18 protein-coding genes and 1 pseudogene are annotated in these 14,926 nt (G+C 60.3%); 16 read left to right on the top strand and 3 right to left on the bottom strand.

Annotated features, from left to right (window positions below; translation table 11 throughout):
• Window positions 1–71 precede the first annotated feature (71 nt).
• Together AC2444_RS03885 and AC2444_RS03880 are read left to right on the top strand one after the other, a co-directional pair.
• Complete coding sequence (locus AC2444_RS03885) at window positions 72–932, top strand: transglutaminase-like domain-containing protein (protein ID WP_012756445.1); 861 nt, start codon at window positions 72–74, stop codon at window positions 930–932.
• A 26-nt stretch (window positions 933–958) separates the two neighbouring features.
• Window positions 959–1,091: pseudogene (locus AC2444_RS03880) on the top strand (ATP dependent DNA ligase); the annotation flags it as partial.
• Between the two features lie 492 nt (window positions 1,092–1,583).
• Here AC2444_RS03880 and AC2444_RS03875 read toward each other — a convergent pair.
• Complete coding sequence (locus tag AC2444_RS03875) at window positions 1,584–2,177, bottom strand: TetR/AcrR family transcriptional regulator (protein WP_012756443.1); 594 nt, start codon at window positions 2,175–2,177, stop codon at window positions 1,584–1,586.
• Between the two features lie 155 nt (window positions 2,178–2,332).
• Between AC2444_RS03875 and AC2444_RS03870 the strand changes: the two genes are divergently transcribed.
• The 12 genes from AC2444_RS03870 (at window position 2,333) to AC2444_RS03815 (ending at window position 10,556) form a co-directional block, all read left to right on the top strand.
• Window positions 2,333–2,722: a RidA family protein gene (locus tag AC2444_RS03870; RefSeq protein WP_012756442.1), complete on the top strand. Its 390-nt coding sequence runs from the start codon at window positions 2,333–2,335 to the stop codon at window positions 2,720–2,722.
• 346 nt (window positions 2,723–3,068) lie between these two features.
• Window positions 3,069–3,386, top strand: coding sequence for a PepSY domain-containing protein (locus AC2444_RS03865; protein ID WP_012756441.1), 318 nt, complete (start codon window positions 3,069–3,071; stop codon window positions 3,384–3,386).
• Between the two features lie 18 nt (window positions 3,387–3,404).
• Window positions 3,405–4,001 carry a general stress protein gene (locus AC2444_RS03860; protein ID WP_012756440.1) on the top strand — a complete coding sequence of 199 codons (597 nt, stop codon included), beginning with the start codon at window positions 3,405–3,407 and terminating at the stop codon, window positions 3,999–4,001.
• A 207-nt stretch (window positions 4,002–4,208) separates the two neighbouring features.
• Complete coding sequence (locus tag AC2444_RS03855) at window positions 4,209–4,877, top strand: RibD family protein (protein ID WP_012756439.1); 669 nt, start codon at window positions 4,209–4,211, stop codon at window positions 4,875–4,877.
• The gene (locus tag AC2444_RS03850; RefSeq protein WP_012756438.1) at window positions 4,874–5,035 is read left to right on the top strand and encodes a hypothetical protein; all 162 of its coding nucleotides are present in this window, start codon (window positions 4,874–4,876) and stop codon (window positions 5,033–5,035) included. The genes AC2444_RS03855 and AC2444_RS03850 overlap by 4 nt, the downstream gene beginning before the upstream one ends.
• Entirely contained in the window at window positions 5,035–6,093 is a 1,059-nt protein-coding gene (locus AC2444_RS03845; protein WP_012756437.1) for an iron-containing redox enzyme family protein, read from the top strand. The genes AC2444_RS03850 and AC2444_RS03845 overlap by 1 nt, the downstream gene beginning before the upstream one ends.
• Window positions 6,090–6,344, top strand: a complete 255-nt coding sequence (locus AC2444_RS03840; RefSeq protein ID WP_128450397.1) for a Rieske (2Fe-2S) protein — start codon at window positions 6,090–6,092, stop codon at window positions 6,342–6,344. The genes AC2444_RS03845 and AC2444_RS03840 overlap by 4 nt, the downstream gene beginning before the upstream one ends.
• The gene (locus AC2444_RS03835) at window positions 6,341–6,931 is read left to right on the top strand and encodes a CDP-alcohol phosphatidyltransferase family protein (RefSeq protein WP_128450396.1); all 591 of its coding nucleotides are present in this window, start codon (window positions 6,341–6,343) and stop codon (window positions 6,929–6,931) included. The genes AC2444_RS03840 and AC2444_RS03835 overlap by 4 nt, the downstream gene beginning before the upstream one ends.
• 280 nt (window positions 6,932–7,211) lie before the next feature.
• Window positions 7,212–8,327, top strand: coding sequence for a sensor histidine kinase (locus AC2444_RS03830; RefSeq protein ID WP_012756434.1), 1,116 nt, complete (start codon window positions 7,212–7,214; stop codon window positions 8,325–8,327).
• 11 nt (window positions 8,328–8,338) lie between these two features.
• Window positions 8,339–8,731, top strand: coding sequence for a response regulator (locus AC2444_RS03825; RefSeq protein ID WP_012756433.1), 393 nt, complete (start codon window positions 8,339–8,341; stop codon window positions 8,729–8,731).
• Window positions 8,732–9,030: 299 nt separating this feature from the next.
• Entirely contained in the window at window positions 9,031–9,822 is a 792-nt protein-coding gene (locus AC2444_RS03820; protein WP_012756432.1) for an aldolase, read from the top strand.
• Between the two features lie 134 nt (window positions 9,823–9,956).
• Complete coding sequence (locus AC2444_RS03815; RefSeq protein ID WP_012756431.1) at window positions 9,957–10,556, top strand: c-type cytochrome; 600 nt, start codon at window positions 9,957–9,959, stop codon at window positions 10,554–10,556.
• 50 nt (window positions 10,557–10,606) lie between these two features.
• Here the strand turns inward: AC2444_RS03815 and AC2444_RS03810 are convergent, their stop codons facing one another.
• Entirely contained in the window at window positions 10,607–10,957 is a 351-nt protein-coding gene (locus AC2444_RS03810) for an AraC family ligand binding domain-containing protein (protein ID WP_012756430.1), read from the bottom strand.
• A 639-nt stretch (window positions 10,958–11,596) separates the two neighbouring features.
• Between AC2444_RS03810 and AC2444_RS03805 the strand changes: the two genes are divergently transcribed.
• The gene (locus tag AC2444_RS03805; RefSeq protein WP_026157276.1) at window positions 11,597–12,274 is read left to right on the top strand and encodes a winged helix-turn-helix domain-containing protein; all 678 of its coding nucleotides are present in this window, start codon (window positions 11,597–11,599) and stop codon (window positions 12,272–12,274) included.
• Window positions 12,275–12,343: 69 nt separating this feature from the next.
• A complete protein-coding gene (locus tag AC2444_RS03800) occupies window positions 12,344–13,774 on the top strand; it encodes a sensor histidine kinase (protein WP_012756428.1) in 1,431 nt (476 codons plus the stop codon).
• On the opposite strand, the gene AC2444_RS03795 is transcribed toward AC2444_RS03800, so the two are convergent.
• Window positions 13,740–14,543 carry a glycosyltransferase family 25 protein gene (locus AC2444_RS03795; protein ID WP_012756427.1) on the bottom strand — a complete coding sequence of 268 codons (804 nt, stop codon included), beginning with the start codon at window positions 14,541–14,543 and terminating at the stop codon, window positions 13,740–13,742. The genes AC2444_RS03800 and AC2444_RS03795 overlap by 35 nt on opposite strands.
• Window positions 14,544–14,926: the final 383 nt, after the last annotated feature.

Below are 14,926 nucleotides of genomic sequence, written 5' to 3'. Positions count from 1 at the left end.
CACCCGATTGACAATTTTTGAAAATTTGCCCTTCTTGTCGTGTCTTAATCCTCGATCGGAGAGAGACCACAATGCGCAAAACCTTCTATGCCTCCCAAAGTATTTATTCGGAACCCGGCCCGTATCGTGAAGCCTTGATGCTCGGGGGCGACGCGCCGGAGTTGATTGCCCGGTGGATTGGCTCGTTCATGCAGCATCCTCGCGGTGCCGTGTCGAAGGAACGAGGCTTTACCACTAAACAGGTCATCGATCTGGAGCTTCGTTCCGTAACCGAGATTCTGGCAGTTGCTGCCGAGCGCAACTTGCTTGAAGGCGATCCTACGCAGATCAAGGTTGGTGGCCTCTGCCGGGATTTCGCAATTCTGGCAGCGAGCGCTTTTCGCGCCAAGGGTATCCCGGCACGTCTTCGCGTCGGTTTTGCCGACTACATCGTTCCCGACTTTTGGGAAGATCACTGGCTTTGCGAATGGCATGATGGCCAGCACTGGAAACGGCTCGATGTGGAATTTGCGGCAGCCGGTGGAGCTTCCTTCAACACATTAGACGTACCGCGCGAGCGGTTTCTCACCGCAAACGAGGCATGGTTTCGGATTAAAGACGAACCGGGCATCGCCTCGCGATTTGGCGTGTCGAGCCTCAACCTTGGGGGCGAGTGGTTCGTCGCGGGAAGCCTGCTTCGAGAAATCGCAGCCCTGCGTAAGCTGGAACTGAAGCCCTGGGATTACTGGGGTCTATCAAAGGACCTTTCCCCCGCTTCAACCGAGTTGTCGCAACAGGCGAGCACAACGCTAGACCAGCTCGCTTCGCGACTGAGGAGCGCCGATGTTGACGGGGACGGCGAGCCGGAAACTACAGCGGACTGGCCTTTACCAAGGGAGGTTATCAGCTTCCCACAAGGCGAGCCTGTGGTTGTCGCGTTGCAAAACTACTGACTTTTGCGACACGGCCGGCGGAAAGAGTTGTCTGGCTGCAGCCGACGCTGATCGCAGAGATTGAATATAAGGCGTCGACGGAGGACGCGAAGCTTCGGCATGCGTCATATAAGGGGCTGCGGGAGCGAGGACAACGCGGCGGTTTATGACCTAGAATAACGTTCAAGAGCTTCGGCCTGCAACCGACGCAAGGCTAAATAATTCCCGTCAAACCTAAAACTATGAAAGTCAACATAACAGAGGTAATTACCACGAAAGAAGGCCAGAAGATCAGGAACTTCTCTTTCGGCTTCATCAACACGCATTCATCATCACCTCCCCGATCGGACCAGTACGCCTCGGGTCCGAAATCTTCGCGGAAATCGAAGCCGTTTCTACTGTAGAAGATGATCGACCTGATGAGCCAATACCAATGGTAAGCGCAAAAGGCGCCCACCACGCAGAACATGATCCAACTTACAATTAAATCGCCATCAACCACTACGATGCTCCCAACGTCCGAAGCCTAGCAGCGGTGGCGCAGTTGGATCAAGCAGTGCCATCCACTTCGCCATCTCCATCTAGAGCGTGCACCGGCAGCAGGATTGGTTCCGCCATGCCGAAACTCTTTGGGTCCGTAAAAGTATCTCGCCGTCTTTGGCTCTTGGGAGATCACAAAGGCTGCACAAGCAGACCTGCCGCCAAGGCATGAAAAGCCTCGACCGCCTTTGGCATCACGCTCTGCGGATCTTCGCTGGCGGCGATCCAGAGAGCCGCATTGAGAGCGGCGCCGCTTAGCAATCGGGCGGCCGCCTCTGGGTCAAGCGGCTTGAGGATGCCTTGGGCGATCAGGCGCTCCACCGTGCTCTTGGTCACCTGCAGGCAATTGTTCTGGCTCGGCCACTGCGAGGGATCACCCAAGACCGCCGGTCCGTCGAGCAGGACGATGCGCTGGACTTCCGGATTGAGCGCCATCTCGATATAGGCCGCACCCTCGGCGAGCAGGCCCTGCCAATCATTGCCTGCGCCCGCGCCAATCTCTTGAGCGCGCACCGCCATTTCCGTGTCGATCTGATCGACGACCGCCGCCAGGAGCCCGCGCTTGTCTCCGAAGTTGTGGTAGAGCGCGCCCCGCGTCAGACCGACGTCAGCCGTCAACTCATCCATTGATGCTGCCGAATACCCCTTTTCCGCAAAGGTCTTGCGCGCCGCCGCGATCAGCTTGACGCGGTTTTCCTGCATCGTTTCGCTGCGTTTCCTCGCCATTCGACCCCTCAATTTCAGATACGAAGCGTATATGGACTTGACATACGATGCGTATCTCATACATTTCACATACGAACCGTATATAAAATTGGGCGCAAGATGTGAAGCGATACGTCGCGCTCAACGGTCGTTGTCAACAATGAAGAGAGACCAGAATGACAAAACGCGAAGCAATCTTTCCGGCCAACAGGCACGCTCTTTACGAGAAGCACGGCTATTCCGCCGCGATCCGCTCCGGTGACCTGCTGTTTGTATCAGGACAGGTCGGCAGCCGTCCGGACGGAACGCCGGAACCGGATTTCGAAAGCCAGGTGCGGCTCGCCTTTGAAAACCTGAAGGCGACGCTGAGTGCCGCCGGCGCAACGCTGGATGATATTGTCGACGTCACCAGCTTCCACACCGACCCCGAAAACCAGTTCGGAACGATCATGGCCGTCAAGCAGGAGATGTTCAGCACGCCGCCCTACCCGAACTGGACCGCCATCGGCGTCAACTGGCTCGCCGGCTTCGACTTCGAGATCAAGGTCATCGCCCGTATTCCGTGAAGTCACTGAACATTGCCGGGGCTGCATCCGTCACCCGCACGAAGTGCCGGCAGGAGAGCGGCCCCGCGCTGCCAGCCCTGGGACATTTGACAGCAGCACAACTTTAGGAGTTAGAGGACCGACCTCACTCCGAGAGGTTTCCTCAAGGCGCCCGTGGATCGTCGGCTACCCTCCCTCGTTACTGTCTGCTTACATTGCCCTGGCACCGTAGAGAATGACCCCGCAGCCCGCCGCGTTGCCTTATATTTAGAAAAATCAATTGCATAATCTTCGGGAACAAAGAACTCCCTTGCGTGTTTTCAGCGCATGGATCGTCATCTGATCCGCAAAATGAGAGGAAACACATATGAAGAAGATCGTCTTTGCGGCGACAATTCTCTGCGCGTCTGCCGTTGCAGCCCTTGCCCAGACAACGCCGGCTCCATCTGCTGATGGAAATACACCTGCGGTTGCAACCCCGGACACCAAAAATCCGACTGCACCCGTTGAGGGCGCCAACAGCTTCACCGAAGCCCAGGCTAAGGATCGCATTACGGAAGCGGGTTACACCGACGTCAAGGATCTCAAGCTCGATGACAAGGGGATCTGGATGGCCGCCGGCATGAAGGACGGGAAAGCCGTCTCCATTGCCCTCGATTATCAAGGCAACATCGTCGCCAAGTAACCCCCAGGGAGAAACATCATGAGAACTGTAACCGGACTTTTCGACGACTATTCGGACGCTCGCTCCGCCGTCAGCAAATTGGAAGCGGCAGGCATTCCCTCAAACGACATCAGCATCGTCTCCAACAAGGCTGGCCGCATCGATCGCGACTCTGACGTTGGCGAGGATGCCGCGACGGGCGCCGGCATTGGCGCTGCCGTCGGCGGCGCTGGCGGCCTGTTGACCGGACTTGGCCTGATGGCCATTCCCGGTGTCGGGCCGGTGGTTGCCGCAGGCTGGCTTGCCGCGACTGCAGCTGGTGCCGTCGCCGGCGCCGTCGCCGGTGGTGCTGCCGGTGGCCTGATCGGCGCCCTCACCGACTCCGGCGTCCCGGAAGATGATGCTCACCTCTATGCCGAAGGTGTCCGCCGCGGCGGCAGCCTGGTCACCGCCAAGGTCGACGACGCCCGCGCCTCCGAGGCGCAGGCTATTCTCCAGGGTTCAAACTGGGTCGACCCGATCGAACGCCGGCGTGCCTATAACGACCAGGGCTGGACGCGGTTCGACGACACGCTCGATCCATATGCGCCTGAGCAGATCGCGCAGGAGCGTGACCGCTATCGGCGGACGATCTAACCGGCCTTGAGCTCAACCCTCCTTGCACGTCGCAGGGAGGGTTGAAGCGTTAATTAAAGCGCAGCCACGCTGGCCTGGATCCCTTGCCTCCACCCACTGGCCGCCCTTCGCCCCACTCCCACCAATGACGCCGTAGCCGATTTCCTCCTGCCAATTGAACAATCACGGCGCAGCCGCATTAGGGTGTGCGCAGGAGGAGGACAAGAAGTGGTTGAAATAACAACTCTGTCGGAGGTCACTATCGACGGCAAACTGTCGCTGGGGGCGACGGCTTCCAGCAAGGGTCTGTTCGATTTCTATGGCGACGATCTTCGCGCGTGGTTCCATGGCCAGAGAGCGGCACACGATGCCATCATGGTCGGTGCCGGCACCGTCCTTTCGGACGATCCAGAACTCACCGTGCGTCACGCACCAGGGCCAAATCCGTTGCGGATCGTACCCTCGTCCATGGGCAGGCTGCCCCTCGACGCAAAGCTTTTGAACGACGGCCATCCGACGGTCGTCGTCGTCTCCCGCTCCGCGAAGGAAGCCGATATCGAAGCGCTCAAAAGCAAGCCCAATGTCGAAGTGGTGCGATGTGGCGAACGCCGGGTCGACCTCCCCGGCTTGATGAACATTCTCGATGCTCGCGGGATCAAAAGCATGATCGTCGAAGGCGGAAGTCGCCTGCTGCACAGCCTGCACGAGGCGCGGTTGGTCCACCGGATCGTCATAAAACATATACCCGTTATCACTGGATCGGCGGACGCCCCGAGCTATATGCGCCCTGACGAATACAGTCGGCCGTTCGAATTGTCGAAATGGCGATTGGTCGAGTGCTTCACAAAGAGTGGGATTGCCGTGACGATCTACGAGCCTGGAACGGCGCGCACATGACCTTCATCGGAAAGCAAGATCTGCTGGATTCGGCGAACGCCTCGCGGCGCGAGCAGGCGGAATTCCACCTTCGGTATATGATATTCGCATCGACGCTGAAGCTCTCCGCGGCAATGAAGATCCCAGCCTTCGGCGATTTGTCCAACATCAGGCGCTGATGCGCAGTTATCAGGGTCGTTATGTCCTGCTGCCAAGCGCAGCGCCTGCAGGCTCGATCCTGTCGCGGCTACAGAAGCACTACGATCCCCGCGAAATGCTGCGTCTCGACGAAATGCGCGCCAACCTTGAAGACGAGCTTGTTGGCCCGCTGGTTGCCGAGGCACGCAGCCTTAGCGATAGACAAGATTGCGCCGGGTATGTGGCAAACCTTATACCCAATCTCAAAGCGAACAGGCCGAGCGGCTTCCTTGAGTTTTTGGATAGCTCGAGCAACCGGGATCATTACTACCGGAACTTTCTGCTTCAGTCCTCTGTCGATTTGCTGGCTGAAGCCTCCGCCTCCGCGCTCGGCGTCATCGGCGAATATGGGGAGCCTCAGTCTGCACTCTTCCGCATTCTCATCGATGAATTCGGATACGGGGTCCACAACAAGAAACACAGCGTGCTCTACCGATCAACACTGAGGGGGTTCGGACTCAGCGAAGAATACAATGCCTATTGGTTATTGTTCGATACTCCGACTCTGGAGTTGCACAATGTCATCCACTTCATGTTCCAGAGCCCTCGCAATTTGTTTCTTCAGATTGGCTTCCTCCTCTTCGCCGAAGCAAGCTACCAGCGATCCACGGAGGAGCACTTCCGGTATCTCCAGCGCTTCCATCCCGGCGTAGACGCGCATTACTTTGGCGAACATGCACACATCGACATCCACCATTCCGCAATGGTTGCCGACGAAGTGGTCGCGCCCTTGGTGTCCAAGTACGGTCCCGAGGTCGGCTCCGAGATCGTCGCCGGCGCCGAACTGACGAGACTGGCCTTCGAGCGGTCGGGAGATCATCTGCTGGCCGTGACCTTGGCATTCGAGGCCGCGGTGAAGGCAGGACACGCCGAGTTTGGCATGCCGACAAATTTGGCCTCGCCTGGTCGCTGCGCGGTGCCCGCGACGAACTGGAATACGGGTTCGGCTCTGCAGATCGGCGGCATTGGATTTTTGACCGACCCGTCCGCCTTCAAGGTTTTTCCACCGCTGTCGGTCGGACGCGAGGTTATGCCATGAGTGAGGCGGCAAGCTGGATCGGTCAGGACCTTCCCCCGATTGTCAGGGACGGAATAGAGTATTTTCTACTTTCCTACCAAAGCGAGCTTTACCTGATCCCGAATAGGTGCCCTCACCGTGGAGGGCCGCTCAAATTTGGTTTCATCAATGAGCGTAATCGGATTGTCTGCCCGATGCATCACAACGCCTATTCTATTGAGAAGCTGATTGCACGCGATACGACCCTCAAACTGACCGCGGAGCCAGTATGAGCGTCGTCCATGGTTTGGGTTTGGGAGATGGTCCAATCAAGCTCGCCAACGTGGTGACGCTCAGTCGTGGCCTGTTGATAGCCCCTATATTGCTGCTTCTGAGCTATGGGTATGCTGGGCCGGCGCTTGTCCTCTACTTGATTGCATCCATGACCGACCTCGTCGATGGATGGCTCGCCCGACGGACGAAGCGAGCTTCCGAATACGGTGCCCGCCTTGACGCCATCGTCGACAACATCTTCTCCGTCGCCATTCTGTTTTTTCTACTCTCGTCATACCCCGGCCTCGCGTCCCGCCACGGAGTTGCGTTGACAGTCCTGTTCGGCGGCCCGGTGATCTATCTGCTCGTTTCGTGGCTGCTGACTCGACGCCTGCTGATGTTCCATTTTTGGTCCGCGAAGGCCGGCGCGCTTTTGCTATTCGCGTTGTGGCCGTTGCTTTATATCACGGGATGGGAGGCCTTCATTCCACTGGCTGCGACCGTCGTCGGGCTCAGTAGACTCGAACAGGTGATTTTCATTCTGCGCGGAGGTGTCGATCAGGATGCGCCACACATGTTCGCCTCGGTGGAACGGTCCCATGAGTAGCGTCTTACCCGCTCCTGCTGACGAACGCTCGCATCTGCTGTTGGTGGGACGGCGCTTTCCGGAAAGGCTTCGGCTTCCTGCTCGATGGCCTCTCTCCGAGACGATGGATATTCGTCATCGTCGGCTTATCGCGTCGACACGGCAGCCGCGATATTTAGTATGAAGGGATTACCTCTCAGGCGTGTTACGGTCTCTTTGTCGGGCTGAGCCCTTTGGCCGGTTGGCATTGTTGCCGAGTGATGACTTGCTTCGCGAGTCTCCGGCCCTTGAGGGCCTCTCCATGCAAAAGACACCCCCAGCGCATTTCGAAGCGGCGAGCACTCTTGACGTGGTGGTATCGTCCAATGAACCGCTGCTGTTCCTCTCCGACGACCAGAAGGTCATCGCAGCGAGCGCATCCTTCTGCCGGGTCTTCGACATCGATCCCAAGACAGTTTGCGGCCGACGCCTCAGCGAAATTGGAAACGGCGAATGGGCAATGCCCCAGCTTGCGTCACTGCTGACGGCGACCGCCTTGGGCAGCGCCAACATCGAAGCCTACGAAATCGACTTTCGACGGCCAAACCAGAAAACACGGCACCTGGTCGTCAACGCGCGGACGCTCGATGATGGCGACATCGATCATATTCGCCTGCTTCTGGCCATCACCGATGTGACCGATGTGCGCGCCGAAGCTCGGCTGAAAGATGATCTCGTTCGCGACAATGCGATCCTGCTGCAGGAAGTCCAGCACAGGGTCGCAAACAGCCTTCAGATCATTGCCAGCGTTCTCATGCAGAGCGCCCGGCGGGTCCAGTCGGAGGAAGCGCGCGGGCATCTCCACAATGCCCATCACCGGGTCATGTCGATTGCGGCCCTGCAACGCCAACTCTCCATGTCCAACAGCGGCAAGGTTGAACTCCGTACCTATTTCACTCAGCTTTGCCAAAGCCTCGGCGCGTCGATGATTGCTGACCCCGACAGGCTTTCGATTCAGGTGATGGTCGATGACAGCGCCGTGGAGGCGGACGTTTCCGTACGCCTGGGGCTTGTCGTGACTGAGCTTGCCATCAACGCCCTCAAGCACGCCTTTCCCGTGGAACGACCAGGCGCAATCGTCATCGCCTATCGATCATCCGGCAAGGATTGGACTCTCTCCGTTACCGACAACGGCATCGGCATGCCTGCAGGTCGCGACGCACCAAAGGCGGGACCGGGGACCGGCATTGTGGAGGCGCTGGCAAAGAGCCTGCATGGTGACATTCAGTTAAGCGATGCGGGTCCCGGCACGGCCGTCACAATCCGCCACCGGGAAAGCGCCGGTTTGCGAACCGACCTTTCTACGGCGGCTTCGGAACCGAATGGCTTGCGAAACGCTATCCCTGCGGAGCCCATGCGGCTCGCACCTCCAATCTGACCGAGTGAGCAATGAATTATGGCAAAGCGGTCGTCCTGGTCGTCGAAGACAGCACGATTATTCGGATGAGTGCCGTCGATCTGGTCTTCTCTGCGGGTTACGAAGCGCTTGAGGCGTGCGATGCGGACGAGGCAATTCGTATCCTTGTGTCGCGAAACGACATCGATCTGGTTTTCACCGATGTTCAGATGCCCGGCACGATGGACGGCATCAAGCTATCCCATTACATCCGAAATCGGTGGCCGCCTGTCAGGCTGATCGTTGCCTCCGGCGCGGCAATCCTCGAAGAGAGCGATCTCCCCATGGGAAGCAGGGCCTTCTCGAAACCCTACGACAACCACGCAATTACCGATGCAATGGCTCATCTGCTGTCGATCGGGAACACGCCTGAGCTGGTAAGTTAAGTACACCCTCGGGTCGAGCTGCGGGTGAGACGATCCGCCATCCGCTGCGCCGAAGGGGAGTTTGGCGGAAAGCGCCTCCCCACCCTCCGTCCTCCCAGGCCTCGAGCCTGGGATCCAGGTCCACTGCTGATGGAAGACCGGCGTGGGTCCTCGGGTCAGCCCGAGGACGACGGAGGGTGGGTAAAAATATGCAGATGAAGCGAACCATCTTTGTCTCCAGCCGGCTTGATGCGAGGCTGATCCGGGCGTAATCCAGAACACAGCCACCCTCTCCTTCGACACCAATCTGAAACGACCCCATGGCGCACTCCCTCAATACAGCCCCCTCGCCCGCCGGCGGCCCCAACCAGCCGAAACTCGATACGGACGACATCTGGCAGGCCCGCGTCGATCTTGCCGCCTGCTTCCGGATGGCGGCAAGGCTCGGCATGGAGGAAGGGATCTGCAACCACTTCTCGGCCGTCGTCCCTGGATATGACGACCTGTTCCTCGTCAACCCTTATGGCTACGCTTTTGCCGAACTGACGGCATCGATGCTGTTGATCTGCGATTTTCACGGCAACGTCGTGTCGGGCAGCGGGCAGCCCGAGGCCACCGCCTTTTACATCCACGCCAGGATTCACAAGAACATTCCCCGCGCCAAGGCGGCGTTCCACACCCATATGCCTTATGCCACCGCCCTTTCGATGACGGAGGGCGATCCCCTGATCTTTGCCGGGCAGACCGCCTTGAAATTCTATGGACGCACGGCCGTCGACCAGAACTACAACGGCCTGGCGCTCGATGCGCGCGAGGGCGATCGCATCGCCGCCGCAATCGGCGATGCCGACATCGTCTTCATGAAGCACCACGGCGTCATGGTCTGCGCACCTAACATCGCCGAGGCCTGGGACGATCTCTACTACCTCGAGCGCGCCTGCGAAGTGCAGACGCTCGCCCTGTCGACCGGACGCGAAGTCCTTGCCGTCGCGCCTGAGATTGCGGAAGCGGCGTACCGGCAAATGCGCGAAGGCGACCCGGAGTCGGCCCGGCTCCATCTGGAGTCCGTGAAGCGCGCGCTTGATCGCAGCGAGCCCGAATACAAGCGCTGAGCCGCAGCTCGCGGTCTAGGGCGTGAACTCATAAAAGCGCAGCCATAGTCGGATGGAGGCGACGGGGGTCCGCTCGCCAATGGTTGCATCTCCTGATAAGATCAGCATCACAAGCCCCGATCTGGAGGCCTCGCATGCCCTGCAGCAGCGCGCTCGCTCCGTTCGTCATTGCCGCTCTCGTGGCTCTCGGTCCGCTGCCGGCTGGAGCGCAGAACAATGCTGCGCCACCGCCGGCGGCAATCTCCCACAAGGCCAAGCTTTGCCAGATGTGTCACGGTAGGAAAGGTCTGCCGACTGTTAAGAACACGCCGATCATCGCCGGCCAGCACGAGTCCTCTTTGCTGATAGCTTTGCAGGAATATCGCAATGGAGCGCGCACCGACGACCTCATGGGCCGGATCGCGAAGAATCTTTCCGACGACGACATGAAGGCGCTTGCGGCCTACTTCTCCGCGCTGCCTTGGCCCGCCTACCGCGAGCCGGCCGACGCAGCGAGCATGACCCGCTTCCAAGCGCTCGACGTCGAGAAGAAGTGCACCTCGTGCCACCGGGAGGGTTTCGTCGGATACGCCAACACTCCGCGCGTCGCAAATCAGAAGCTGGACTACCTGATCAAAACCCTCTCCGACTTTCACGATAATAAGCGCCCGAACATGCCCAGCATGACGGCCTTGGTGCGCAATTTGTCGGCCGACGACATCGCTGCCATGGCTCACTATCTTGCCGGCCTCTGACGATCAGTTCGGGGTCGGCGATCGACCGAATAGGGCCGCAGCACGGCGCTCTAGGCGTGTGCCGGCCGCCAATGCGGATGGGTGACATAGGCGGTGAGCGCGCCCTCCTCGTGCGAGTGGATGGTCACCGTTTCACCCTTGGGCATGTAGACGATCTCGCCAGGCCCGGCGGTGACCGTTCCCCCGTCGGTCGAGACCGAAAGCCGGCCTTCCAGAACGATCATCACGTCGTCGACCGCCATCGTCTCGGTCAGGCTCTGGCCGGGTGCGTAACGTCCATAACCGATAGTGATCGGCCCTCCGTGCCGCTCGTCGACCAGATTGCCGACGGAGATGTCTGCCTCCTGTCCGGGGGAACGCTCCAACGACGCATCGGCGATCGTAAACTTCCGCATCTTCATCGTCTTCCTCCTTTGCCGTGTGCAGAGGTAGCGCGGAAATTTTACACGCCAAGACGGATGGGAGACGCACGAGGAGGAGGTTTCCGGTCTTGTGGTCCCCTCGCCAGCGAGAAAGGTGGGGCGAGGCATGGCGACACGCTTCCCCTCACCCTCCGTCATCCCAGGCCTTGAGCCTGGGATCCATTGCCCGCTGCTGATGAATGCCGGCGTGGATCCTCGGGTCAAGCCCGAGGAAGACGGAGGGTGGGGTGAGCTCTGCGGCAAGTACACCGGCAACAACCGTGAAAATCGACATATCTTTCGGACTGGCTTCGCAGCCAACCGGAGCGAGAGGCGGCAGGCCAGCCCCGTCCTTCGAGGCCCCTTCGGGGCACTTCAGGATGAGGCTGGAGAGAGGTTGCAGCCTGGTTCAATGGAAGCGCGGCGGCAAGACGCGCCGGTAGCCCATGCAAGCACCACGGTTAGCCCTCATCCTGAGGTGCGCAGGCCAAAGGCCGGAGTCTCGAAGGACGAGGGCGGGTGGCGCTTGGTTGCGTCTGAAGCCACTCCCCACCCATCACCTTACAAATCCGTAAGTTGCGGCCAAGCCGTCCTCTCGGCTAGATCTCGCCCCCAGGCATGCCGGGAATGATCGGGCTGATGCGAATCCTGCTTATTGAGGACGACCGGAAAACATCCGATTATATCGCCAAGGGCTTCTCCGAGGCCGGGCATGTCTGTGACGTGGTTGGCGACGGCCGCGATGGGCTGTTTCAGGCGCAGCGCGAGGCCTATGACGTCATCGTCGTCGATCGCATGCTGCCGGGTCTCGATGGCCTGGCGATCGTGCGTTCACTGAGGGCTGCCAAGGTCGGCACATCGGCGCTGTTCCTGACGTCGATCGGCGGTGTCGACGATCGGGTCGAGGGGCTGGAGGCGGGCGGCGACGATTATCTGGTCAAGCCCTTTGCCTTCTCCGAGCTGATGGCGCGCGTCAATGCGCTTGGCCGGCGGCCGCCGGTGCAGGAGCAGCGGACGGTGCTGAAGGTTGCCGATCTCGAGCTCGATCTGATCCGGCGGGAGGCCCGCCGCGCCGGCCAGGTGATCGAGCTGCAGCCGCGCGAATTTACCCTGCTCGAGGTGCTGATGCGCGGCGAAGGCCGGGTCATCACCAAGACGATGCTGCTGGAGCGGGTCTGGGATTTCCACTTCGATCCGAAGACCAGCGTCGTCGAGACCCATATCAGCCGGCTGAGAGCCAAGGTCGACAAGCCGTTCCAGGTCCAGCTTCTGCATACGGTCCGCAACACCGGATACAGCCTGCATGCGCCTCGCTAGAACAGGATGATTTCAGGGCCTATCGGCCTGAAAATCTCAAAACCTGTTCGCAATTTAAAGAGTAAGAGCATGATCTCGTCCGAAAACCGCGCACACTTTTCGGCATCATGCTCGAGCCTGCGCAGGAGCACGCCGTTCCGGCTTGCCGTCACCTTCGGCGTGCTCTTCGTCGTCACCTTCATCCTGAGCGGTGCGATCATCTACCACATGCTGCGCCTCGGCCTTGAGCGTGATCTCGAACAGTCGCTCCACGAGATGAATTCGCTCATCGTCTCGACCTACAATCCCGGTGACACCGAGGATCTGATCAACACGCTGAACAATTATGCGAGCTTCCAATCGACCTCCGACGGGCTCTATTCGCTGACGGATGCAGGCGGGCGCAAACTCGCCGGCAATTTCGCCGCACCCCGCATCCCGAACGGCGTCTATACCGTCACCTCCAGGGATGTCGGGCTGAAGGCGCATGAACGCTACCGGATGCAGGTCTCGACCATCGGTCCCTACAGCCTGGTGGTGGCGGAAAACTTCAACGATGTCGACGAGATGCTGCGGATCGTGCTGGTCAGCTTCGAATGGGCCGCCGCGATCGTCGTCGCGACCGCGATCGGCGGCGGCGTCTTTCTCGCCGTTCGCGCCCAGGCGCGGCTGGACCGGGTCGCCCTCACCATGAACGACGTCTCCCACGGCGCGCTCGACGCTCGCATTGCCATCACCGGCAACGGCGACGATCTCGATACGGTGGCGATCCAGATCAACGCGGCGCTGGAGCGGCTGCAGAGATTGGTCGAGAGCATGCGGCAGGTGAGCGCCGATATCGCCCACGATCTGAAGACGCCTCTGAACAGGCTGCGCCTGACGCTGGATGCCGCGGTGGCCGGCAACGACCAGCAGGCGGATGTTTCGGCTCTGCTTGACGAAGCCAGACACGAGAGCGACCGGATCAACGCCACCTTCGAGGCGCTGCTGCGCATTTCCCAGATCGAGGCCGGCGCCCGCAAGGAGCGTTTCCAGGCAACCGATATCGACGCCGTGCTTGCTGTCATTTCCGAAGTCTATGTCGATGTCGCCGAAGACGCACTGATGGCGCTTGATATCACGGAGCGCTGTCCGGCGCTCATCCGGGGCGACCGTGATCTGTTGACGCAGATGATCGCCAACCTGGTGGAGAACGCGATCAACCACTGCCCTGATGGAACCGACATCACCGTTTCGCTCCGCTGCCAGGGCGGCCGCGCTATCGTCTCGGTCGCCGATACCGGCCCCGGCATTCCCGCCGGCGAAAGGGACAAGGTCTTCCGGCGTCTCTACCGGCTCGACAAGAGCCGCGCGACGCCGGGAAGCGGGCTCGGGCTCAGCCTCGTCAAGGCGATCGCCGACCTGCATTCGGCTAAGATCACCATGGCGGACAATCATCCCGGCCTCATCGTTTCGATCGGCTTCCCGCTGATCTCGGCGGCAGGTGCTAATTTCGCATCCGCCATGCCGCGAGCCGGCTGAAGCGGGCGGCAAAGCGGCGCAGCTCGGCGGCAGCGCGATACGGCAGCACGCTCCACGGCCGGCGGCGGCCCAGCCGGTAGGTCGAAAGCCCTGCCTGGATCTGCGAGCAGGGATCGGCCCTTTGGCTGACCGGCAACGGATCGACGAAGCAGGCGCTCAGCCCATCATCGAACTCCAGATCGAAGGCGAGATCATAGGGCAGGCGCATGGGGACAAGCACATCGGCAATCCAGCCCGCCGCCTTGCGATTGATCAGATAGGCGCCGGAGCCCTTCTCGCGGGTCAGCGCGATGGCGAGCGAGCGCGATGCGGTCAGCGGCTCCACCTTGTGCTTTCGCCCGGTATTGACGGTCGACAGCCGCAGGATGTCCCAGCGCGCCTGGTGCTCGAGAGCGGCGTCGAGCAGCTCGGCCAGATCGTCATCGAAATCGAGATCGTCTTCCAGAATGAGCGCGAACTCGGCATGGCTGCCGAGGAACCGCTTGGCGCATTCGACGTGGCTCAGATAACAGCCGATCTCGAAAGGGTTCGGCCGGCGGCCGTGCCGGCGGAGATAGGATGCTTCGTCGAAGCCCGGATGCGGCAGGCTCAGCCCTGCGCCATCGACCGCCGCCACACGCTCGAAGGCAAGGCCGAAGCTTGCCAGCAGGCGCTCCATTCGAAACCTGCGCAATGGCGCACGGTCGAGATTGATCAGGTAGGTGTTCACCCGCAGGCTGACCGGATGAAGGGCCGGCATAAGGGCGGCAGGTGCGGTGCGCATGTTCATGAAAGAGCTGACCTTCAACTTGGCAATGATGGCGCCAAGCCTGCGCTCCAGACCTCACGGGGACCTCGCTGGAACTATACATTTTGGTAAAGTGCGGCGGTCGAACGGCCGGGGCTGCATTCTTACGGATTGGTATGATCCCGGCAAAGTGCGCGCAACAATGCCGCGCTACCAGCTCTCCTGCGGCACGCAGTGGACGCCTCCCTTCCCGCGATCGAAACGACAACCCCGCGCCTTCGATGACGACAGCGACCACTGCGTGCCGCGCCGGATGATCCCTTGGCTTGAGCAATCGGCTCAGCACCCCCACCCACTCAGAGATCGCCGCCCGCCCCTCATCCGGCTGCCGCCACCTTTGTAACGCTCGCTGGTGAGGACACCTC

The organism is Rhizobium sp. WSM1328 (assembly GCF_057653715.1).
The sequence above is the reverse complement of the archived record's forward strand: the minus strand, read 5'-3'. Positions and strand labels throughout refer to the sequence as shown.